Source organism: Cellulosimicrobium sp. SJTW-1, assembly GCF_047716875.1.
Taxonomy (GTDB): domain Bacteria; phylum Actinomycetota; class Actinomycetes; order Actinomycetales; family Cellulomonadaceae; genus Cellulosimicrobium; species Cellulosimicrobium funkei.
On sequence record NZ_CP136680.1, the window covers coordinates 2398091 to 2418750 of the forward strand.

Below are 20660 nucleotides of genomic sequence, written 5' to 3' on the forward strand. Positions count from 1 at the left end.
GAAGAGGTGCGGAGAGTCGCGGCCCGGCGCCGGACGCCGCGGTCAGACGAGGACGGCCGCGTCCAGCCGGGCGGCGTGCCGACCGAGCGGCTCGCAGCACGTGCGCCCCGTGAGGGGATGCGTGTAGACGTCGACGTGGATGCCGTAGACCTCGGTGAGGAGCTCGGTCGTGAGCACGTCCTCGGCCCGGCCCGTGGCGCGCACGACGCCGCCGTGGAGCAGGACGACGTGGTCGGCCACCGCGGCGGCCTGGTTGAGGTCGTGCAGGACGACGCCCACGGCCACGCCGTGCTCGCTCGCCAGGTCGCGGACCAGGTCGAGCAGCTCGACCTGGTAGCGCAGGTCGAGGTACGTCGTCGGCTCGTCGAGCAGGAGCACCTTCGTGTCCTGCGCGAGGCACGTCGCGAGCCACACGCGCTGCAGCTCGCCGCCGGAGAGCTCGTCGACGCCGCGGTCGGCCATCGCGGTGATGCCCGTGACGTCCATGGCGTGCGCGATCGCGCGCGGGCCGTCGGGGTCGTTCGAGCGGAACCGGCCGCGGTAGGGGTGGCGCCCGTAGGCGACGACGTCGCGCACGCTCACGCCCGACGGCGTGGGCCGGCTCTGCGACAGGAGCGTCACGCGCCGCGCGAAGTCCTTGGCGTGGAGCGCGAGCGCGTCGGGCACGTCGTCCAGGGCGACGGTCCCGGCGTCGGGCCGGTGCAGGCGCGCGAGCGAGCGCAGGAGGGTCGACTTGCCCGAGCCGTTGGGCCCGATGAGGGCCGTGACGGCCCCCGGGGCGAGCTCGAGCGCGGCGCCGTGGACCACGGTGCGGTCGTCGTAGGACAGCCGCAGGTCGTGACCCGCGAGCGCCGGGGCGCCGGGCAGGCCCGGCGCGACCGAGGCAGCTGAGGTTCCACTCACAAAGGTGAGGCTAATCTATGTCGCCCGCCCGGAACCAGCCCCTCACGTCCGTGTGACGGGGCTCACGAACGGCGTCGTGGTCAGCCCTCGGCGGCCCGGCCGGCCCGCCGTCGCGGCTCTCCCGCGCCCGCGGTGGGCGGCGCGTGGTCCTCGTCCGCCGCGTGCGCGCGCGTCGGGGACGCGTGCCGCTCCCCGCCGAGCGCGACGGGCACGACGAGCGCCCGGTGGTCCGACAGCCCCGTGTCGACCGCGACGGCGGGCGCCGTCGCCCGGACCGGGCCGTGCGCGAGCACGTGGTCGAGCTGGCGCGCGGGCTCGCCGACGGGGAACGTCGGCGCGGAGGCGAGGGGGCGCCACCCGCTCGTGCGCGCGGCCTGGGGCGCCTCGATGTTGAGGTCGCCGAGCAGGACGACGGGCTCGCCGTCGGGCACGTCGGCGGCGAGCTCCCGGGTGAGCCGCACGAGCTGCGTGAGGTTGCGCCCGGGCACGAAGGTCAGGTGCGTGCACACGACCGTCACCGGCCCGCCCGGCGCCTCGACGCGCGCGACGAGGGCCGCGCGCGGCTCGTCGCGCACGAGCGTCGGCAGCCGGCGCCCGGGGAAGCGCACGGGCACGCGCGTGCGGGGCGCGGGCAGCAGGACGGTGCGCCACGCGGTGACCGGGTACCGGCTCACGACGGCGATCCCGTAGGCGGCGCGGCCCGGCTGGTGCTCCCCCGTCGGCGCGGTCCACACGCCCGGCTCGCCGACGAGCGTCGCGACGAACCGGTGGTCGACGGCGCCCGCCGCCTCGGCCGCGACCGCGGTGAGGTCGGCGCGGTGCGAGCGGGGCTGGTCCCGGTCCACCTCCTGGAGCGCGAGGACGTCCGCGTCGAGGGCCCGGACGGCACCGGCGAAGCGGTCGACGTCGACGCGGTCGTCGACGAGCGACCGCCCGTGCAGGATGTTGAACGTCGCGAGGCGCACCCTCCCGATTGTGGGGACCACGGCCCGACGCCGCACGCGCTCGGCCGGGCGGCCGCTCCCCCGTGGCGACGTGCCAGCACCCCCGGGGTGGTGTAGACCCTGGGCATGGTGGACGACAGGGACGCACTGCACGACGGCCTCCGGATGACCGCCGCGGCGCTGGCCGAGGCCGATATCCCGCACGCGCTCGTCGGCGGCTACGCGGCGTGGGCGCGCGGGGCGCCGGAGCCGAGCCACGACGCCGACTTCGCGATCCGCGAGGTGGACGTGGACCGCGCGCGCGAGGTGCTGCGCGAGGCGGGGCTCGAGATCACGGAGCCGACGGAGAACTGGCTCTTCAAGGCGTACCACGGGGGCGAGCTCATCGACGTCCTGTACCGGATGGTCGGCGAGCCGATCGACGACGACCTGCTCGCGCGCACCGACGAGCTCGAGGTTCTCGCGGTCCGCATGCCCGTGCTGTCCGCGACCGAGATCATGGCGTCGAAGCTCCGCGTCCTCGGCGAGCACTACTGCGACTTCTCGCGGCTCCTGCCGGTCGCGCGGGCGATGCGCGAGCAGATCGACTGGTCCGACGTCCGGGAGCGCGTGGACGACAACCCGTACGCCCGCGCGTTCCTGTTCCTCCTCGACGAGCTCGCCGTCGTGGACGCGCAGGACATGGGCGACGACTCCCTCGGCTCGCGCACCGACGCGGCCGAGCCGGCGTCCGGGGACCCGTCGAGCGCGCTGGAGTGAGCCCGACCCCCGTTCGCCGCGCGAGCGGGACGGACCCCGGGAAGGGTGTGGTCGTACCGCCCGCCAACCACAGGAGGTATCACCGATGAGCACGGTCACCCAGTCGATCGACGTCGACGTCCCCGTCCGCACGGCCTACGACCAGTGGACCCAGTTCGAGGAGTTCCCCCGCTTCATGGAGGGCGTCGAGGAGATCCGCCAGCTCGACGCGACGCACACGCACTGGAAGACGAAGATCGGCGGCGTCGAGCGCGAGTTCGACGCGGAGATCACCGAGCAGCACCCCGACGAGCGGGTGGCGTGGAACAGCACGTCGGGCCCCGACCACGCGGGCGTCGTGACCTTCCACCGGCTGAACGACACGCAGACCCGCGTCACGGTCCAGCTCGACTGGACGCCGGAGGGGGTCGTGGAGAAGGTGGGCGACGTCCTCCAGCTCGACGAGCGCCGCGTCAAGGGCGACCTCGCCCGGTTCAAGGAGTTCATCGAGTCCCGCGGGGCCGAGACGGGCGCGTGGCGAGGAGACGTCAGCTGACGACCCGGAGCACGTCGCCGGCCACGGCCGGTGACGACACCCAGCACGTCACGGAGCGGGTCCGGTTCGCCCGGGCCCGCTCCGGCGCGTCGTCCGCGCCGTCGACGGTGTCGGCGGCGTCGGCGGCGGCGGCAGCGTCGGCGGGCACCGCGGAGGTGCGCTGCGCGGCCGGCGACCTCACCGCCGTCGTGCACGTGTCCGGGGCGGACACACCCGACGTCGTCGTCGTGCTCGTGCACGGCGTCGGGTCGTCGGCGCGCGCGTTCGACCCGGTGCGGCGCGCGCTCCTGCGGCCGGGCGCGCTCCCCCGGGTCGCCGTGCACGCGGTCGACCTGCCCGGCTTCGGCGCGGCGCCCCGGGCGCCGCGCGACGTGTCGATCGAGGAGCACGCGGCCGTCGTCGCGGAGCACGTGCGCCGCCACGTGCTCGACCTGCCCGACGGCGCCCCGCGCCCCGTCGTCGTGCTCGTCGGCCACTCGATGGGCGCGCAGGTCGTCGCCCAGGCCATGGCCGACCACCCCCGCGAGGCGCCCGCGGGCGTGCTCGTCGGGCCGACGGCGGACCGCCACGCCCGCAGCGCGCCGCGCCAGGCGCTGCGGCTCGCGCGCGACGCGGTGGGCGAGCGGCCGCGCGCGCTCGCGACGCTCGCCGTCGACTACGTGCTGCGCTGCTCGCTGCCGCACTACGCGCGCCAGGTCCGGCACATGCTGGCGCACCGGCTCGAGGACGTCGTGCCGCACGTGCCGGGGCGTCTCGTCGTGGTGCGGGGCGCGCACGACCCGATCGCTCCGCGCCTGTGGTGCCGCGAGCTCGCGCTCGCCGCGCCGCGCGGCATGTTCCGCGAGGTCCGGGGACGCCACCATGCGATGGACGCCGACCCGGAGGGGATCGTCGCGGCCGTGCGCGATGCCGGTGGACTGCCGCGAGACCTGCCCGGGGACCTGCCGTGAGGGCGCCCCGCTGGCCCCGCTCCCTGCGGCTGCGCGACCGCGCGGTGGACTACGCGTACGTCGCCGCGCGCCAGGTCCAGGGCGCCCTGCGCGCGCGCCGACCCGTCCCGACCGGCCCCGGCGGCGCGAGCCCCGTCGTGCTCCTGCCCGGCGTCTACGAGACGTGGCAGCTCCTCGGGCCGATCGCGACGGCCCTCGCCCGAGCCGGGCACCCCGTGCACGCCGTGCCCGGCCTCGGCTACAACCGGCGCCCGTTCGCCGAGGCTGCCGACCGCACGGCGGCGTTCCTCGAGCGGTCCGACCTGCACGACGTCGTCCTCGTCGCCCACAGCAAGGGCGGCCTCGTCGGCAAGCGCGTCATGCTGTCGGCCGCCGGGCCGCGCGTCGCCGGCATGGTCGCCGTGGCGACGCCGTTCCGCGGCTCGCGCTACGCGCAGTACCTCCTCGGGCGCACGCTGCGCGCGTTCTCGCCGCGCGACGCCGCGCTGGTCGCGCTCGCCGCCGAGCGCGGGGTCGACGCGCGCATCACGGCCGTGTACCCGCGCTTCGACCCCCACATCCCCGAGACCGGCCGCCTCGAGGGCGGACGGAACGTCGAGCTGCCGCTCGCCGGGCACTTCCTCCCGCTCGGCGACCCGACGCTCGTCGAGGTCGTGGTGCGGGAGGTCGACCGGTTCGCCCGGTCGGCGCCCTCGGACTGAGCGCGGCCCTCAGGCCGAGCGGGCGGGCTCGCCCACCGCGACGCGCACGAGCTCCTGCGTGCACCGGGTCATCGCCACGTACAGCCCGTTCCACCCGCGCGGCTCGGCGGCGACGCCGTCGGGGTCCACGACGACGACCGCGTCCCACTCGAGGCCCTTCGCCTCGGACGTCCCGAGGACGGGCACGCCCTCGACCGCCGCGCGCAGCGTCGCGAGGCGCGCGACCGGCGCCACGACGCCCACGGTCCCGCCGTCGTACCGGGCCGCGAGGCGTGCGACCTCGGCGGCGACCGTCTCACCCAGGCGTCCCGGCGCACCGTCCGGCACGACGACGTCCCGCGGCTCGACCCCCGCGTCCCGCACCGCACGCGGCGGGTCGTTCCGGCTGCCCGCCGCGCGCAGCACCGGCCCGACGAGCGCCATGACCTCGCGCGGCGTGCGGTAGCAGATGGTGAGGTCCGCGCGCCGCCAACGCTCCCCGAGGACGGGGCCGACGGCGTCCGCCCAGTCCGTGTGCCGGTGCGGCGCCTCGGTCTGGTCGAGGTCCCCGACGGCCGTCACGGACCGCGTCGGGCAGCGGCGCAGCACCATGTGCCACTGCATGGGCGAGAGCTCCTGCGCCTCGTCGACCACGACGTGCCCGTAGACCCAGTCGCGACGTGCGGCCGCCCGCTGCGCGAGGAACTTGCCCTGCTCGCCGGGCGCGTCGGGAGCCCCCAGCGCGTCGGCGAGCGCGTCGAGCAGCGGCACGTCGCTCGGTGCGAGCGCGGGCGGCTCGCTCGTGACGTGGCGCACCTCGGCCGTCGTCAGGTCGGGCGCGTGGCGCGCGAGGAGCGCGGCGTCGCCCAGCAGGTCCGCGAGCGCGGTGCGGACGTCCGTGACGGGCCACCAGGCGTCGACGGCGGCCGCGAACCCGGCGTCGCGCGCGAGGTCCTCCCGGAGCCGGTCGAGGTCCTCCTCGGTGAGCTCGCCGTCGACGTCGCCGCCGCGCGCGCCGGTCGTGGGGGCGCGGTCGTCGCGCGCGGCGAGCCCGGCGTCGAGCTTCCCGAGCACGTCCTCGAACCCCTCCTCGACCCGTTCGAGCAGCTCGGTGTGGCGTTCCGCGGCCTCGTCCACGAGAGCGTCGAGCAGCAGGTCCACGGCCCGGCCCCGCGCGGCCAGCACGCTGCGGCCTCCCGCGCGAGAGGCACGCAGGACCTGGGCGACGCGGGCCGGGTCGAGCGTGAGCGGCTCGCCGTCGAGGCGGACCGTCAGGGCTCGCGCGTCCGGGACGAGGGAGTCCGCGTACCGGGCGACGACGTCCTGCCACAGCGCGCGCCCCTTGATCTCCGCGACGTCGCGCCCCTCCTCCCGCTCGGGCGCGACGCCGGGCACGAGCGTGTCGCACGTCGCCGAGACGACCGCCGTCTCCCCGAGCGCGGGCAGCACCTGCGCCACGTACTCGAGGAAGCGCGACGACGGCCCGAGCAGGAGGACGCCCCGCTCGGCGAGGTGCGGGTGGGTGAACAGCAGGTATGCGACGCGGTGCAGCGCGACGACGGTCTTGCCCGTCCCCGGGCCGCCCTGCACGACGAGCACCTGGTCCGCCGGGGCGCGCACGATCGCGTCCTGCTCCGTCTGGAGGGTCGCGACGGCGGTGCCCATGCGCCCGGTACGGCGCTCCGACAGCGCCGCGAGCAGCGCGCCCTCGCCGACGAGCCCGCCCTCCTCCTCCGCCCCGGTCGCCGAGCCGTCGAGCGGCTCGTCGTCCACGCCGGTGACCCGGTCCCTCGCGGTCCGCACGTGCCGACGCCGCGCAAGACCCTGCGGCTCGCGCGCTGTCGCGGTGTAGAAGGCGCGTGCACCGTCAGCACGCCAGTCGAGCACGAGCGGGTCCGCGTCGTCCTCGGGCGCAGTGATCCCGACGCGCCCGACGTGGCGCGTGGCCCCGTCGACGGTGTCGACGCGGCCGAAGACGAGCCCGCTCTCCGCGCGCTCGAGCTCGGTGCGACGGCGGCGCAACCCAGCGCGCCGCGCGCGCTCGACGACGGACTCGGCACCGGCCGGGTCCGAGACCGCGTCCCGGTAGGCAGCGCCGTCGGCAGGAGCGGTGAGCTGTGCGTCCAGCTCGGCGAGCAGGTCCGCGCGACGGGCGAGCGCGGCGTCGAGGTGCTGCTGCTCCTCGGCGATGGCATGCGCCGCAAGGTCGCGCCCGTGGTGGGGGCGGGTGGTGGCAGGCAGGGACGGGGAGGGCTGGACCGGCACGGGACCTCTTCTCGTACGACGTACGGACACGGGCCCAACGCGTCGGGGAGCATCGTTGTTCCCGTCTCTCCCGCCGCGACCGACGAGTCAGGGGACGCGCGTCGCCCAGAACGCGACGGCCGACGCCGCGGCGACGTTGAGCGAGTCCACTCCCCCCGCCATGGGGATCGTCACGACCCGGTCGGCCGCCTCGATCGCGCCGCGCGACAGGCCGTCGCCCTCTGTGCCGAGCACGAGCGCGAGCCGCTCGGGCGGGTCGGCCACGACGTCGTCGAGGCTCATCGCGTCGTCGGCGAGGGCGAGCGCCGCAACCGTGAAACCCTCGTCGCGCAGCAGGTCCAGCCCGCCCGGCCACGTCTCGAACCGCGTCCACGGCACCTGGAACACCGTGCCCATGCTCACGCGCACCGAGCGGCGGTAGAGCGGGTCGGCGCAGCGCGGCGAGACGAGCACCGCGTCCACGCCGAGCGCAGCGGCGGAGCGGAAGATCGCCCCGACGTTCGTGTGGTCCACGATGTCCTCCAGCACCGCGACCCGCCGCGCACCCGTCCCGCCGCGCGCCGCGGAGAGCAGGTCGCGCACGGGGACCAGCGGCGGGCGGTGCATCGCCGCGAGCGCCCCACGGTGCAGGTGGAACCCGGTGATCGCCTCGAGCACGTCAGGTGCGCCGACGTAGACCGGGACCTGCTCGCCCGTGCCGCCCGGGGCGTCGTCGACCGGCAGCGCGGCGATGTCGTCGGCGAGGTCGTCGAGCCAGCGCTCGGCCATGAGGAACGACCGGGGTCGGTGCCCGGCGGCGAGCGCCCGCCGGATCACCGTCGAGCTCTCGGCGATGTACAGCCCCTTCTCCGGCTCGTGCTTGGACCGCAGCGCGACGTCGGTCAGGCGGTTGTAGTCCGCGAGGCGGCCGTCGGCGGGGTCGGTGACGTGCACGACCCGCAGGCCGGCTCGGGTGCTGGTCTCGCTCACGTCGTCGATTCTCCCAGGCATGCCACGCGCCTTGATCCCCGGCTCCGTCCTGTCTAGTCTGTCCAGACAGGACGAGGAGCGGGGGTCCCATGAGCTGGCAGGTGCAGGACGCGAAGCAACGCCTGAGCGAGGTCTTGCGAGAGGCCGAGAACGGTCCACAGGTCATCACCCGGCACGGCAAGGAGATCGCCGTCGTCGTCGGGATCGACCTCTACCACGAGCTCGCCGGGGTCCGGGTGGAGCTCGCCGACTACCTCCTTCAGGCACCCACGGCGGACGACCTCGACCTCACCCGTGACCGGACTCCGTTGCGCGAGCTCGATCTCGGGGTCGACGCGTGAGGTACCTGCTCGACACGAACGTCGTCTCCGAGCTCGTCCGAACCCGACCGGACGAGCAGGTCGTCACCTGGCTCCGCGGGCTGCGGACGCACCAGATCTACCTCTCGGTGCTGACCGTCGGCGAGATCCGCACCGGGGTCCAGCGCCTCGTGCCCCGCGACGCCGCGCGGGCGACCGCGCTCGAGACGTGGCTCCACGGTCTCGAGGAGACGTACGGGGACCGCATCCTCCCCGTGACGCTCGAGATCGCGCAGCGATGGCCGGCCGCGCACGCGGCGCGCCCGCTGCCCGTCGTCGAATCTCTGCTCGCGGCGACCGCGCTCGCCCACGGGCTCACGGTGGCGACACGGAACACCCGGGACTTCGTCGACAGCGGCGTCCCCGTCGTCAACCCGTTCTCCTGACCGCTGACCGCCAGCCGCTGGCGTGTCGCGGGTCACGGTCCTTCGCCCCTCGCGCGATCCGGGCATCGGGGGTCGAATAGGGGCATGGGATCCGCGCCGGACGCTGCACCGACCCCCGCCACGGCGGCCTCCTCGACCTCGGCGAGCACGACCGAACGGTCGCTCGACGCGCCGTGGTCGCGCCCGCCCGACGCCGTCCTCGCCGAGCTCGGCACGGACGCGGGCGGCCTCTCCAGCGCCGACGCCGCGACGCGGCTCGCGGAGGTGGGGCCCAACCGGCTGCCGCCGCCGCAGCGCGACCCGCTGTGGAAGCGGATCCTCGTCCACTTCGACGACATCCTCATCTACATCCTGCTCGTCTCGGCGGTGCTCAAGGCGATCCTCGGCGACTGGGTCGACTTCACGGTGATCCTCGCGGTCGCGGTGATCAACGCGGCGATCGGGTTCATCCAGGAGGGGCGCGCGGAGAGCGCGCTCGAGGGCATCCGGAACATGCTGTCCGTCAACGCCGAGGTGCGGCGCGACGGTGCGTGGGCCCGCGTGGACGCCGACGACGTGGTGCCCGGCGACGTCGTGCGCGTGCGTTCGGGCGACCGCGTGCCCGCGGACGTGCGGCTGATCCAGGCGACGAACCTGCGCGTCGAGGAGTCGGCGCTCACGGGCGAGTCGGTCGCGGCGGCAAAGTCGGTGGCCCCGGTCGGGGCGGACGCGGGCGTGGGCGACCGGTCGAGCATGCTCTTCTCGAGCACGCTCGTGGCCGCCGGACAGGGCGTGGGCGTCGTCACCGCGACCGGGACGGCGACCGAGATCGGCCGGATCCAGACGATGATCTCCGAGGTCCGCAGCCTCGCGACGCCGTTGACGCGCCAGCTCGACCGGTTCGGCAAGCTGCTCGCGGTGCTCATCCTCGCGATGGCCGTCGTCATGGTGATCATCGGCCGCGTCTTCCACGACTTCACCGTCCCGGAGCTCATCTCGGCGTCCATCGGCTTCGCGGTCGCCGCGGTGCCGGAGGGCCTGCCCGCGCTCGTGACGATCACCCTCGCGCTCGGGGTGCAGCAGATGGCCCGGCGTCGCGCGATCACGCGCAAGCTCCCCGCGGTCGAGACGCTCGGCTCGGTGACCACGATCTGCTCGGACAAGACCGGCACGCTCACCAAGAACGAGATGACGGCGCGCACGGTCCGCACGAGCGGGCGCACGTTCGCGGTCGCAGGCGCGGGGTACGCGCCCGTGGGAGACGTGACCGTGCCCGACGACGCACCCCGCCCCGGGGCGACCGGCGCACCCGGCGAGGTGGACGGCGCGGGCGAGGGACCGGCGTCGGGCACCCGGCACGCGGACCTCGCCGACGACCGCGACCTCGCGGCCCTCGCGACGGTCATGATGCTGTGCAACGACGCGCGGATCGTGCCCGACGGCGAGGACACCGACGGATGGCGGCTCGTCGGCGAGCCGACGGAGGGTGCGCTGCGCACGCTCGGCATGAAGGCCGGCGTCGACCCGACGGGGTGGCGGCGCGTCGCCGTCGTGCCGTTCGAGTCCGAGAACAAGTTCATGGCCACGCTCGACGCCGACCCCGACGGCGGCCTGCACGTGCACGTCAAGGGCGCGCCCGACCGCGTCCTGGACCGCTGCGCGACCCAGGTCGGCCCGGACGGCGGCAACGAGCCGCTCGACCGCGCGTTCTGGGACGCGCAGATCGACGCGCTCGGCGGGCAGGGTCTGCGCGTGCTGGCGGCCGCGCGACGCCCGGCCGCCGACGGCGCGGCGGACCTCGACGTCGCCGACGTCGCGGACGGCCTGGAGCTGTGCGGGCTCGTCGGCATCGTGGACCCGCCGCGGCCCGAGGCGATCGAGGCCATCGCCGAGTGCCGCGACGCGGGCATCCGCGTGAAGATGATCACCGGCGACCACGCGGGAACCGCGCTCGCGATCGGCCGCGAGATGGGCATCGTCGACGCCCACGACGGCTCGTCCGCGCCGGCCGTGCTCACCGGCCCCGAGCTCGAGGAGATGAGCACGGAGAAGCTGCGCCAGGTGGTGCGCGACGTCGACGTGTACGCGCGAACGAGCCCCGAGCACAAGATCCGGATCGTGTCCGCGCTCCAGTCGCACGGCGAGGTCGTCGCGATGACGGGCGACGGCGTCAACGACGCCCCCGCGCTCACCCAGGCGGACGTCGGCGTCGCGATGGGCATCAAGGGCACCGAGGCGACCAAGGAGGCCGCGGAGGTCGTGCTCGCCGACGACAACTTCGCGACCATCGAACGGGCCGTCAAGGAGGGCCGGCGGATCTACGACAACATCCGCAAGTCCGTCCTGTTCCTGCTCCCGACCAACGGCGCGCAGTCGCTCGTCATCCTCGTCGCGGTCCTGTTCGGCCTCACCCTGCCGCTCCAGCCGGTCCAGGTGCTGTGGATCAACATGATCACCGCGGTCACGCTGTCGCTCGCGCTCGCGTACGAGAAGGCGGAGCCCGACGTCATGCGCCGCGCCCCGCGCGACCCCAAGGCGTCGATCCTCGACGGCGCGTACGTGCGCCGCATCCTGCTCGTGTCGCTCCTCATCGGCGGCGCGACCATCCTGCTGTTCTACGTCGAGCGGGCGCAGGGCGTCCCGCTCGCCGAGGCGCAGACGACGGCGGTCACGATGCTCGCGCTCGGCCAGCTCGCCTACCTGTTCAACTGCCGGTTCCTCGACCGGTCGAGCCTCACGCTCGACGTGCTGCGCGGCAACCGGGTGGTCTGGGTCTCGGCGGCGACGCTGCTCGCGCTGCAGGCCGTCTTCGTCTACGCGCCGTTCATGCACTCGTGGTTCGACTCGGCACCCATCGCGCTCGCGGAGTGGGGCAAGACGCTCGGGCTCGCGCTCGTCGTCTTCCTGCTCGTCGAGGTCATCAAGTGGGTCGGCCGGCGCTGGACGGCGCGCGACCACGTGCCCGCCCTCGTCGAGCGGGACGCCGTTCAGCGCTGAGAGGCGCGAACACCACGCGCCGTTGCACCTCGTAGCTCGTCGCGACGAGCACGGCGTCGGTGCCGACCTTGGCCGCGAGGAGCGGCAGGCCGATCCCGGTCAGCAGCGCGAGCAGCCCGTAGCTCGCCGCGAGCAGCACGGCCGCGAGCGCCACGTACCGGGCCGCCGCGACGCGCAGCGGGAGATCGCGCCCGCCCGGGAACACCAGGCGGCGGTTCACGGCGAAGTTCACGCCCGCGCTGAGCAGGCGCGCGCCCACCACGGCCGCGAGGAGCGACCCGGTGACCGCGTGCAGCGCGAGCAGCGCGACGACGTCGACCGCGGCCGAACCGAGCGACGACGCCGCGAACCGCAGCAGCGGCGCCCACACGCGCAGCGAGTCGGCGACGGGCCGGAAGTGCGAGGACGCGTTGTCGTCGAGGTACACCGTCGCGACGTCCACCTCGACGATCCGGCGGCCCGCGCGGGTCGCCTCGAGGAGCGCGCGCAGCTCGTACTCGTACCGGTCCCCGCGCACGGCGAGGAGATCGCCGAGCAGGCCCGGCCCGTAGGCGCGCAGCCCGGTCTGGGTGTCCCGGACACGCGTGCCGGTCGTCGCGGCGAACGCCCAGCGGGTCGCGGCGTTGCCGACGCGGCTGCGCACCGGCACGTCGCCCGCGAAGCGGCGCGCGCCGAGCACGACGGCCTCGGGCTCGGCCTGCGAGCGCGCGGCGACCCGCAGCACGTCGAGCACGGTGTGCTGCCCGTCCGCGTCGGCGCACACCACGCCGTGGCCGGGCAGCCGGTCGCGCACCCACCGGATCCCGGTCCGCAGCGCGTAGCCCTTCCCACGGTTCACCGGGACGGTGAGCACCACGGCGCCCAGCGCCCGCACCGCGCGGAACACTCCCCCGCACCGCCGGTCGCTGCCGTCGTCGACCACCACGACCGGGGACTCGGGGACGGCCGCCCGCAGCGCGTCGACGAGTGCGACGAGCCGCGCGTCGGGCTGGTACGCAGGCACCACGACGGCGGTCCGCGCGACGCTCGTCGCCGGGTCCGCGGGCTGCTCGCGCGTGGTCGCGGCGGCCATCAGGCACCGTCCGCGACGTAGAGGACGTCGGACGTGCCCCGCTCACGACCCTGCGACGGGCTGTTGACGACCTCGCCGTCGAACCAGAGGGTCGAGGACCCGCCGCCGTCGATGTTGTAGGCGGTCGTCGCGCCGAGCTCCTGCAAGATCCCGGCGAGCTCGGTCGTCGTCGCGCCGCGCGAGTAGCCCTCCTGACGGCCGTCCACGACGACGAGGACGAGGTGGTTCTCGTCGACGACCCCGATCGCCGTGCGCGGCTGCTCGCCCTGGATCGAGTGGTTCCCGACGTTCGTGTCGACCTCGACGTCGTCGATCCCGGCCACGACCTCGCCGTCCTCGACGAGCGCGGGCCCGAACGACAGCGTGTTCCACACCCCGGCGTCGACGAGGCTCTGCGCATCCGTCGTCGTCTCGTCGTAGACCTCGACGTTGCCGTCGCGGTAGATCGCGAGGCCCTCGCGCGCACCCTCGTCCCGGTACACGACGCCGTTGCGGATGACGATGCCGGTGTCCCGGAACCCGTAGTAGTCGCCGTTGACCGCGAGGACGGCGCCGTTGTCGGCAGCGATGTCCGACGTCGTCTCCGTGATGTTCGTGCCGAACGCGTCCTGCGCGAACGCGGAGCGCAGGTCCGTCATGTCGGAGAGCACGACGTCGGCCACGTAGTACGTCAGGGTGTCGTCCCCCGACCCGGTGGTCACCCGGGAGACCGTGATGCTCGTGCTGTCGGACGTGTACGTGTCGCCGTCGACCGTCCCGGTGCCCGCGGAGGTGCCCGCCGAGGTCCCGGTCGAGGCGCCCGCGCCGTCGTCCGCGGTCGCCCCCTGGCCCGACGCCCCGCTCGCGTCGAGACCCTGCGAGGCCTCGTACGCCGACACGTCGGCGATCTCGACGTGCTCGACGACGAACCGGTCCAGCGCCCACGCCGTGGCGCCACCCAGCGGGAGCAGCACCGCGAGGGCGGTGACGAGCGCGGCACGCCACCGTCGTCGGCGCCGGGACGCGGGCGGCACGGGCGGCACGGGCGGCACGGGCGGCACGGGCGGCACGGGCGGCACGGGCGGCACGGGCGAGGCTGACGAGGCGAGGTGCGAGGTGGGGTTGCTCATGGGCCGTGTCTACGGAGCAGGCGTGTGCTGTGGGGATGCCACGGCTGTCCGTCGGCTGTGAGCGGCGCGCGCCACTGCCCGGCGCGTCCGGTGACCGACCTCTCAGCCCGTCCATTTGCCGTGAGGGATACCCCCCGGGGTATCGTCGGAGCATGATCCCCTCGACCCCCGGCTCGACGACCCACCCGTCCGACCCCGACGGCGCCCGCCGCATCGTCGTCGTCGGCGGCGTCGCGGGCGGCATGAGCGCCGCCGCGCGCGCCCGCCGCCTCGACGAGCGCGCGTCGGTCATCGTGCTCGAGCAGTCCGACCACGTCTCGTTCGCGGGCTGCGGCCTGCCGTACCAGGTGGCGGGCGAGATCGCGGAGCGCGACGCCCTCCTGCTGCACACGCCCGCCTCGCTCCGCGCGAGCCTCGACCTCGACGTGCGGACGCGCCACCGCGTCACCGCGGTCGACCGCGCGGCGCGCACGGTCACCGTCGCCGCCGAGGACGGCACGTACGAGCTCAGTTACGACGCGCTCCTCCTCGCGCCCGGCGCGACCACCGTCCTCCCGCCCGTCGCGGGCCTCGACCACCCGGCCGTGCACACGCTGCGGACCATGGCGGACCTCGACGCCCTGGCGGCCCGGCTCGCGCAGCTCGAGGCGGAGGTCGTCGCTGGCCGCACGGCCCCGCTGCGGGCCGTCGTCGTCGGCGCGGGCTTCATCGGGCTCGAGGCCGTGGAGGCGCTCGTCGGCCGCGGTCTCACGGTCGACGTCGTCGAGCGCGCCGACCAGGTGCTCCCGCCGCTGGAGCCCGACCTCGCGCCGCTGCTCGCGGACGAGCTCCGCGACCACGGCGTCGGTCTCCACCTCGGGACCTCCGCGAGCGCCGTCGTGCCGCAGCCCGAGGGCGCGGACCACGCCGTCGCGCTCGAGCTCGCGGACGGCACCGTCCTCGACGCCGACGTGGTGCTCGTGAGCGTCGGGGTGCGGCCCGCGAGCGACCTCGCGGCGGCGGCCGGGCTCGCGCTCGGCGAGCGCGGAGCGATCCGCGTCGACGCAGACCAGCGCACGTCCGACCCGCACGTGTGGGCCGTCGGCGACGCCGTCGAGGTCGTGCACGCGGTCACCGGCGCGACGGGCCCCGTCCCGCTCGCGGGTCCGGCCAACCGCCAGGGCCGCCGCGCCGCGGACGCGATGACCGGGCACCGCACCACACCGCAGGCGCCCGTGCTCGGGACGGCGATCGTGCGCGTGTTCGGGCTCACCGCCGCGGTCACGGGGCCGAGCCACGCCACCCTGGCGGCGGCCGACGTCGCCCACGAGCAGGTCCGCGTCCACGCCGCCCACCACGCGGGCTGGTTCCCCGGCGCCGAGCCGGTCCACGTGACGGCGAGCTTCGCGCCCGACGGCCGCCTGCTCGGCGCGCAGGCCGTAGGCCGCGCGGGGGTGGACAAGCGCATCGACGTGCTCGCGACCGCGCTGCGCGCCGGGCTCACCGCCGACGACCTCGCGGAGCTCGAGCTCGCGTACGCCCCGCCCTTCGGCGCCGCCAAGGACGTCGTCAACATGCTGGGCTTCGTCGCCCAGAACGTGCTCGACGGCACCATGCCGCAGTGGCACGCGGCCGACCTCGACGAGGTCGTCGCGACGTCGCTCGTGCTCGACGTCCGGTCGCGCGCCGAGCACGCCGGCGGCCACCTCGACGGCGCCCTCAACGTGCCGCACACCGAGCTGCGCGAGCGGCTCGACGAGGTGCGCGCCGCCGCGGAAGGGCGCCCCGTCGCCGTGCACTGCGCGAGCGGCGTGCGGTCCTACCTCGCGACCCGTGTCCTGCTCGCCGCCGGGCTCGACGCGCGCAACCTCTCCGGCGGCTGGCTCACCCTGACCACCACGCCGCGCGCCGCGCGCACCCTCGAAGGAGTCCCCGCATGATCGACCGCCTCCGCCGCCTGTTCTCCCGCTCCTCCGACGACGGCGGCGTGCGCCCGACCGTCGACGCCACCACCGCGGTGCAGCTCGTCCGCGACGGCGCGACGCTCCTCGACGTGCGCGAGCGCGACGAGTGGCGCGCCGGGCACGCGCCCCAGGCCGTGCACGTACCGCTCGCCGACGTCCCGTCGGTCGCGCCGCGGCGCCTGCAGGACGGCGCGACCGTCGTCGTCGTGTGCGCGTCGGGGATGCGCTCGCGCACCGCGGCGCGCCAGCTCCGCTCGCTCGGCTACGCCGCGACGAGCCTGTCCGGCGGGCTCGGCGCGTGGCAGGCCGCGGGCGGAGCCGTGCGACGCTGATCCTGCGCCACCACGCACGGCCGCCCCCGGCCCCGCCGAACCCCGACCCTCGCACCCCCGATCGACCCCCACACCCGAGGAGACCCACCATGTGCAGTCCCGCCCTGTGCCGCACGTGCGGCAAGACCACCTGGACCGGCTGCGGCATGCACGCCGACGAGGTCATGGCCGAGGTGCCGCCCGAGCAGCGCTGCACCTGCGCCTGACCAGGCACGCCACGACGAGAACCGACAAGAACACCGACGAACGCAGGAGGACGACCGTGGAGCTCGACCCCACCGACATGAGCAAGGTCGCCAACCGGCTCAAGCGCGCCCAGGGCCAGCTCGCGGCCGTCGTGCGCATGCTCGACGAGGGGCGGGACTGCGAGGACGTCGTCACGCAGCTCTCCGCCGTCTCGCGCGCCCTGGACCGGGCCGGGTTCGCGATCATCGCGTCCGGCATGCGCCAGTGCCTCACCGAGCCGACCGAGGACGGCGAGGACCCGACGCTCGACGTGGCCAAGCTCGAGAAGCTCTTCCTGTCGCTCGCCTGAGCGCGACGGCACCGGAACGCACGCGGCCCGCACCTCGCCTCACCCCTCGGGGTGGGCGCGGTGCGGGCCGCGGCGTGTCAGCGTCCCGCCGGACCGCCCGCGGGAGCGCCCACGCCCTCCGGGTCCTCCGCCTCGGCGTCGAGCGGCGCCGCGAACTGGCTCTCGTACAGCCGGGCGTAGGCGCCGCCGGCCGCGAGCAGCTCGTCGTGCGACCCCTGCTCGACGATCGAGCCGTGCTCCATGACGAGGATCGTGTCCGCGTCGCGGATCGTCGACAGGCGGTGCGCGATGACGAACGACGTGCGGCCCTCGCGCAGCGCGTTCATCGCCTGCTGCACGAGCACCTCCGTGCGCGTGTCGACGGAGCTCGTCGCCTCGTCGAGCACGAGGATCGCCGGGTCGGCGAGGAAGGCACGCGCGATCGTGAGGAGCTGCTTCTCCCCCGCGCTCACGCTCGAGCCCTCGTCGTCGATCACCGTGGCGTACCCGTCGGGCAGCGTGCGCACGAACGGGTCGACGTGCGTCGCACGCGTCGCGGCGAGGAACGCCTCGTCGTCCACGGTGCGGCCGTCGCGGACGCCGTAGCGCAGGTTCTCCTCGATCGTGCCCTGGAAGAGCCACGTGTCCTGCAGGACCATCCCGATGTCGGAGCGCAGGTCGTCGCGCGTCATGTCCCGCGTGTCCACGCCGTCGAGCGAGATCCGGCCCCCGTCCACGTCGTAGAACCGCATGAGCAGGTTGACGAGCGTCGTCTTGCCCGCGCCCGTCGGCCCGACGATCGCGATCGTCTGCCCCGGTTCCACGACGAGCTCGAGGTGCTCGATGAGCGGGACGTCCGGGTCGTAGGAGAACGAGACGTCCTCGAACGCGACGCGGCCACGCACCGGGTCGACCGTCTTCGCGGGCGACGGGTCGGGCGTCTGCTCCTGCGCGTCGAGCAGGTCGTACACGCGCTCCGCCGACGCGACGCCCGACTGGAGCAGGTTCATCATCGACGCGATCTGGGTGATGGGCTGTGTGAACTGCCGCGAGTACTGGATGAACGCCTGCACGTCACCGAGGGTCATCGTGCCCGACGCGACCCGCAGGCCGCCCACGACCGCGACGATCACGTAGTTGAGGTTCGCGAGGAAGCCCATCGCGGGCTGGATGGTGCCCGAGATGAACTGCGCGCGGAAGCTCGCGTCGTAGAGCGCCGCGTTCTCGCGCTCGAAGTCGTCGATCGCGGCCTGCTGGTGGCCGTACACCTTGACGAGCGTGTGGCCGGTGTACATCTCCTCGATGTGCGCGTTGAGGCGGCCCGTCGCGGCCCACTGCCGGATGAACTGCGGCTGGGACCGCTTCGCGATCTGCGCCGTGACCAGCACGGACAGCGGCACGGTGACGAGCGCGACGACCGCGAGCAGCGGCGAGATCCAGAACATCACGCCGAGCACGCCGACCACCGTGAGCACGGACGTGACGAGCTGCGACAGCGTCTGCGTGAGCGTCTGGGAGATGTTGTCGATGTCGTTCGTCACGCGCGAGAGGATCTCGCCGCGGGCGTTGCGGTCGAAGTACGACAGCGGCAGGCGCGCCAGCTTGGCCTGCACCTCGCCCCGCAGCCGGTAGACCGTGCGCTGCACGACGATCGCCGTGATGCGCCCCTGGAGCCAGCCGAAGAGGAACGAGCCGACGTACACGGCGAGCACCCACGCGAGCACGGTCGCGAGCGCGGTGAAGTCGATGCCCTCCCCCGGCACGAGCCCCGGCACGCCGGAGACGAGGTCGGCGACCTGGTCCTGGCCCTGCGCCCGCAGCGCCTCGACGGCCTGCTGCTGGGTGACGCCGGCCGGGAGCTGCGAGCCGACGACGCCCGCGAAGATGATGTTCGTCGCGTTGCCGAGGAGCTTCGGCCCGGCGACCGCGAGCGCCACGGACACCACGCCGAGGATCACGACGGCGACGATCGGCACGCGCTCGGGGCGCAGCGAGGCCACGAACCGGCGCAGGGAGCCCCTGAAGTCGAGCGCCTTCTCCCCGGGGACGCCCATGCCGCCCATGGGGCCGTGCCCGCCGCCACCGCGGGGTCGGCCCGCGAGCCGGGTCCCGGCGACGTCGCGCCCGCCGGCCGCCGCGGGTGCGCCGGTCTCGGGAGAGCCGTCGCCCGACGTCGCGGGCGTGCGCGAGGCGTCCTGCTCGCCGCTCATGCTGCCTCCTCGATCGAGAGCTGGGAGTAGACGATCTCCTGGTACGTCTCGTTGGACTCGAGGAGCTCGGCGTGCGTGCCGCGACCGACGATGCGGCCGTGGTCGAGCACGAGGATCTGGTCGGCGCCCCGGATCGTCGCGACGCGCTGCGCCACGACGATCACGGTCGAGCGCCGCGTGCGGGGCGCGAGCGCCGCGCGCAGGCGGGCGTCCGTCGCGTAGTCGAGCGCGGAGAACGAGTCGTCGAACAGGTAGACCGCCGGGTCGCGCACGATCGCGCGGGCGATCGCGAGCCGCTGACGCTGCCCGCCCGAGAAGTTCGTGCCGCCCTGCGCGACCGGTGCGTCGAGGCCGCCGTCGAGCGCCTCGACGAAGTCGCGCGCCTGCGCCACCTCGAGGGCCTCCCACATCTGCTCCTCGGTGGCGTCGGGCCGGCCGTAGCGGAGGTTGTCGGCGACCGTCCCGGAGAACAGGTAGGCCTTCTGCGGCACGAGGCCGAGGAGGGAGCCGAGGTCCGCGCCGGTGAGGTCGCGCACGTCGGTCCCGTCGATCCGCACGGCGCCGCCCGTCACGTCGAACAGCCGCGGCACGAGGTTGAGGAGCGTCGTCTTGCCGGAGCCGGTCGAGCCGATGATCGCCGTGGTCCGCCCGGGCTCCGCGACGAACGACACGTCGTGGAGCACGGGCTCCTCGGCCCCGGGGTAGCGGAACTCGACGCCGTCGAGCTCGACGCGGCCCGTCCGCGTGGTGAGGGCGACGGGCCGCTCGGGCTCGACGACCGTCGCGCGGGTCTGCATGACGTCGGTGATGCGCTCCGCGGAGACGGCCGCGCGCGGGACCATCATGAACATCATCGTCGACATCATCACGGCCATGAGGATGTACATGAGGTACGACAGGAACGCGGTGAGCGCACCGACCTCCATGTCGCCGGCGTCGATCTGGCGCCCGCCGAACCACAGCACCGCGATGCTCGACGCGTTCATGACGAGCATGACGGTCGGGAACATGAGCGCCATGAGCTTGCCCGCCTTGAGCGAGACGTCGAACAGGGCGTCGTTCGCGACGTCGAACCGCTCGGCCTCGCGACGCTCTCGCACGAACGCGCGGATCACGCGGATGCCGGTGATCTGCTCGCGCAGCACGGCGTTGATGCCGTCGATCTTCTTCTGCATCTGCCGGAAGTAGGGCACCATCCGCCAGATGATGAGCCCGACGCTCACCCCGAGGACGGGCACGATGACGAGCAGCAGGCCGGAGAGCTCGACGTTCTCCTGCAGCGCCATGACGACGCCGCCGACCAGCATGATCGGCGCCATGACCATGATGGTCAGCGAGAGCAGCACGAGCATCTGCACCTGCTGCACGTCGTTCGTCGTGCGGGTGATGAGGGACGGCGCCCCGAACTGGCCCATCTCCTGGGCGGAGAAGCGCTGCACGTTGGTGAACAGCCCGGCGCGCACGTCGCGGCCGAACGACATGGCGACCCTGGCGCCGAAGTAGACGGCCGCGACCGCGCACACGACCTGGCCCAGGCTCACGAGGAGCATGAGGCCCCCGGTGCGCATGATGTAGGCGGTGTCGCCCTGCGTGACGCCCTGGTCGATGATGTCGGCGTTGAGGCTCGGCAGGTAGAGCGACGCGAGCGTCGCGAGGAGCTGGAGCACGAGGAGGACGACGATCGGCGTCCGGTAGGGACGCAGTCGCGTCCGCAAGAGGCTGACGAGCATGGGCTTCCTGTCCGGGAGGGGGCT

At 74.6% G+C, this 20660-nt stretch carries 18 protein-coding genes; 10 read left to right on the forward strand and 8 right to left on the reverse strand.

Translation table 11 applies throughout. The features are described 5' to 3' along the window. Nucleotides 1–42 precede the first annotated feature (42 nt). A complete protein-coding gene (locus tag RSE42_RS10935; protein ID WP_269467728.1) occupies nucleotides 43–903 on the reverse strand; it encodes an ABC transporter ATP-binding protein in 861 nt (286 codons plus the stop codon). Between the two features lie 80 nt (nucleotides 904–983). Next, nucleotides 984–1868, reverse strand: coding sequence for an endonuclease/exonuclease/phosphatase family protein (locus RSE42_RS10940; RefSeq protein WP_082774365.1), 885 nt, complete (start codon nucleotides 1866–1868; stop codon nucleotides 984–986). Nucleotides 1869–1973: 105 nt separating this feature from the next. On the opposite strand from RSE42_RS10940, the gene RSE42_RS10945 reads away from it, so the two are divergent. The 4 genes from RSE42_RS10945 (at nucleotide 1974) to RSE42_RS10960 (ending at nucleotide 4792) form a co-directional block, all read left to right on the forward strand. Further along, a complete protein-coding gene (locus RSE42_RS10945) occupies nucleotides 1974–2606 on the forward strand; it encodes a nucleotidyltransferase family protein (RefSeq protein ID WP_415296200.1) in 633 nt (210 codons plus the stop codon). An 85-nt stretch (nucleotides 2607–2691) separates the two neighbouring features. Further along, nucleotides 2692–3141: an SRPBCC family protein gene (locus RSE42_RS10950; RefSeq protein ID WP_021483430.1), complete on the forward strand. Its 450-nt coding sequence runs from the start codon at nucleotides 2692–2694 to the stop codon at nucleotides 3139–3141. Further along, the gene (locus RSE42_RS10955) at nucleotides 3120–4091 is read left to right on the forward strand and encodes an alpha/beta fold hydrolase (RefSeq protein ID WP_415296202.1); all 972 of its coding nucleotides are present in this window, start codon (nucleotides 3120–3122) and stop codon (nucleotides 4089–4091) included. The genes RSE42_RS10950 and RSE42_RS10955 overlap by 22 nt, the downstream gene beginning before the upstream one ends. Then, a complete protein-coding gene (locus RSE42_RS10960; protein WP_415296204.1) occupies nucleotides 4088–4792 on the forward strand; it encodes an esterase/lipase family protein in 705 nt (234 codons plus the stop codon). Before RSE42_RS10955 ends, RSE42_RS10960 begins: the two co-directional genes overlap by 4 nt. 9 nt (nucleotides 4793–4801) lie before the next feature. Here the strand turns inward: RSE42_RS10960 and RSE42_RS10965 are convergent, their stop codons facing one another. Both RSE42_RS10965 and RSE42_RS10970 read right to left on the reverse strand, forming a co-directional pair. Beyond that, nucleotides 4802–7036, reverse strand: coding sequence for a HelD family protein (locus tag RSE42_RS10965; protein WP_415296206.1), 2235 nt, complete (start codon nucleotides 7034–7036; stop codon nucleotides 4802–4804). An 87-nt stretch (nucleotides 7037–7123) separates the two neighbouring features. Then, nucleotides 7124–8005 carry a TrmH family RNA methyltransferase gene (locus tag RSE42_RS10970; RefSeq protein ID WP_415296208.1) on the reverse strand — a complete coding sequence of 294 codons (882 nt, stop codon included), beginning with the start codon at nucleotides 8003–8005 and terminating at the stop codon, nucleotides 7124–7126. Between the two features lie 89 nt (nucleotides 8006–8094). Between RSE42_RS10970 and RSE42_RS10975 the strand changes: the two genes are divergently transcribed. The 3 genes from RSE42_RS10975 to RSE42_RS10985 all read left to right on the forward strand — a co-directional run bounded on the left by RSE42_RS10975 (nucleotide 8095) and on the right by RSE42_RS10985 (nucleotide 11726). Then, entirely contained in the window at nucleotides 8095–8346 is a 252-nt protein-coding gene (locus tag RSE42_RS10975) for a type II toxin-antitoxin system Phd/YefM family antitoxin (RefSeq protein ID WP_171467993.1), read from the forward strand. After that, the gene (locus RSE42_RS10980) at nucleotides 8343–8750 is read left to right on the forward strand and encodes a type II toxin-antitoxin system VapC family toxin (protein WP_415296210.1); all 408 of its coding nucleotides are present in this window, start codon (nucleotides 8343–8345) and stop codon (nucleotides 8748–8750) included. Before RSE42_RS10975 ends, RSE42_RS10980 begins: the two co-directional genes overlap by 4 nt. An 84-nt stretch (nucleotides 8751–8834) precedes the next feature. Continuing rightward, on the forward strand, nucleotides 8835–11726 hold the full coding sequence (locus tag RSE42_RS10985) for a cation-translocating P-type ATPase (RefSeq protein ID WP_415296212.1): 2892 nt from the start codon (nucleotides 8835–8837) through the stop codon (nucleotides 11724–11726). Here the strand turns inward: RSE42_RS10985 and RSE42_RS10990 are convergent. Next, entirely contained in the window at nucleotides 11650–12798 is a 1149-nt protein-coding gene (locus RSE42_RS10990; protein ID WP_415296214.1) for a glycosyltransferase, read from the reverse strand. The two genes, RSE42_RS10985 and RSE42_RS10990, sit on opposite strands and share 77 nt — an antisense overlap. Continuing rightward, the gene (locus RSE42_RS10995) at nucleotides 12798–13811 is read right to left on the reverse strand and encodes a phosphodiester glycosidase family protein (protein ID WP_415298892.1); all 1014 of its coding nucleotides are present in this window, start codon (nucleotides 13809–13811) and stop codon (nucleotides 12798–12800) included. The genes RSE42_RS10990 and RSE42_RS10995 overlap by 1 nt, the downstream gene beginning before the upstream one ends. Nucleotides 13812–14059: 248 nt before the next feature. Between RSE42_RS10995 and RSE42_RS11000 the strand changes: the two genes are divergently transcribed. The 3 genes from RSE42_RS11000 to RSE42_RS11010 all read left to right on the forward strand — a co-directional run bounded on the left by RSE42_RS11000 (nucleotide 14060) and on the right by RSE42_RS11010 (nucleotide 16717). Continuing rightward, entirely contained in the window at nucleotides 14060–15826 is a 1767-nt protein-coding gene (locus tag RSE42_RS11000) for an FAD-dependent oxidoreductase (RefSeq protein WP_415296216.1), read from the forward strand. Continuing rightward, the gene (locus RSE42_RS11005) at nucleotides 15823–16182 is read left to right on the forward strand and encodes a rhodanese-like domain-containing protein (protein ID WP_085387788.1); all 360 of its coding nucleotides are present in this window, start codon (nucleotides 15823–15825) and stop codon (nucleotides 16180–16182) included. The genes RSE42_RS11000 and RSE42_RS11005 overlap by 4 nt, the downstream gene beginning before the upstream one ends. Before the next feature lie 262 nt (nucleotides 16183–16444). Further along, nucleotides 16445–16717, forward strand: coding sequence for a metal-sensitive transcriptional regulator (locus RSE42_RS11010; protein ID WP_021482683.1), 273 nt, complete (start codon nucleotides 16445–16447; stop codon nucleotides 16715–16717). Nucleotides 16718–16794: 77 nt separating this feature from the next. Here RSE42_RS11010 and RSE42_RS11015 read toward each other — a convergent pair whose 3' ends face one another. After that, nucleotides 16795–18906 (reverse strand): ABC transporter ATP-binding protein, encoded by a 2112-nt coding sequence (locus tag RSE42_RS11015; RefSeq protein WP_415296218.1) that lies wholly within the window; start codon nucleotides 18904–18906, stop codon nucleotides 16795–16797. Continuing rightward, nucleotides 18903–20636: an ABC transporter ATP-binding protein gene (locus RSE42_RS11020; RefSeq protein WP_021483161.1), complete on the reverse strand. Its 1734-nt coding sequence runs from the start codon at nucleotides 20634–20636 to the stop codon at nucleotides 18903–18905. The genes RSE42_RS11015 and RSE42_RS11020 overlap by 4 nt, the downstream gene beginning before the upstream one ends. Nucleotides 20637–20660 lie beyond the last annotated feature (24 nt).

Bases quoted from the DNA above. Each gene is read 5' to 3' on its own strand.
- RSE42_RS10945 (WP_415296200.1), top strand. From the start codon at position 1,974: ATGGTGGACGACAGGGACGCACTGCACGACGGCCTCCGGATGACCGCC.
- RSE42_RS10950 (WP_021483430.1), top strand. From the start codon at position 2,692: ATGAGCACGGTCACCCAGTCGATCGACGTCGACGTCCCCGTCCGCACG.
- RSE42_RS10975 (WP_171467993.1), top strand. From the start codon at position 8,095: ATGAGCTGGCAGGTGCAGGACGCGAAGCAACGCCTGAGCGAGGTCTTG.
- RSE42_RS10985 (WP_415296212.1), top strand. From the start codon at position 8,835: ATGGGATCCGCGCCGGACGCTGCACCGACCCCCGCCACGGCGGCCTCC.
- RSE42_RS10990 (WP_415296214.1), bottom strand. From the start codon at position 12,798: ATGGCCGCCGCGACCACGCGCGAGCAGCCCGCGGACCCGGCGACGAGC.
- RSE42_RS11000 (WP_415296216.1), top strand. From the start codon at position 14,060: ATGATCCCCTCGACCCCCGGCTCGACGACCCACCCGTCCGACCCCGAC.
- RSE42_RS11005 (WP_085387788.1), top strand. From the start codon at position 15,823: ATGATCGACCGCCTCCGCCGCCTGTTCTCCCGCTCCTCCGACGACGGC.
- RSE42_RS11015 (WP_415296218.1), bottom strand. From the start codon at position 18,906: ATGAGCGGCGAGCAGGACGCCTCGCGCACGCCCGCGACGTCGGGCGAC.
- RSE42_RS11020 (WP_021483161.1), bottom strand. From the start codon at position 20,636: ATGCTCGTCAGCCTCTTGCGGACGCGACTGCGTCCCTACCGGACGCCG.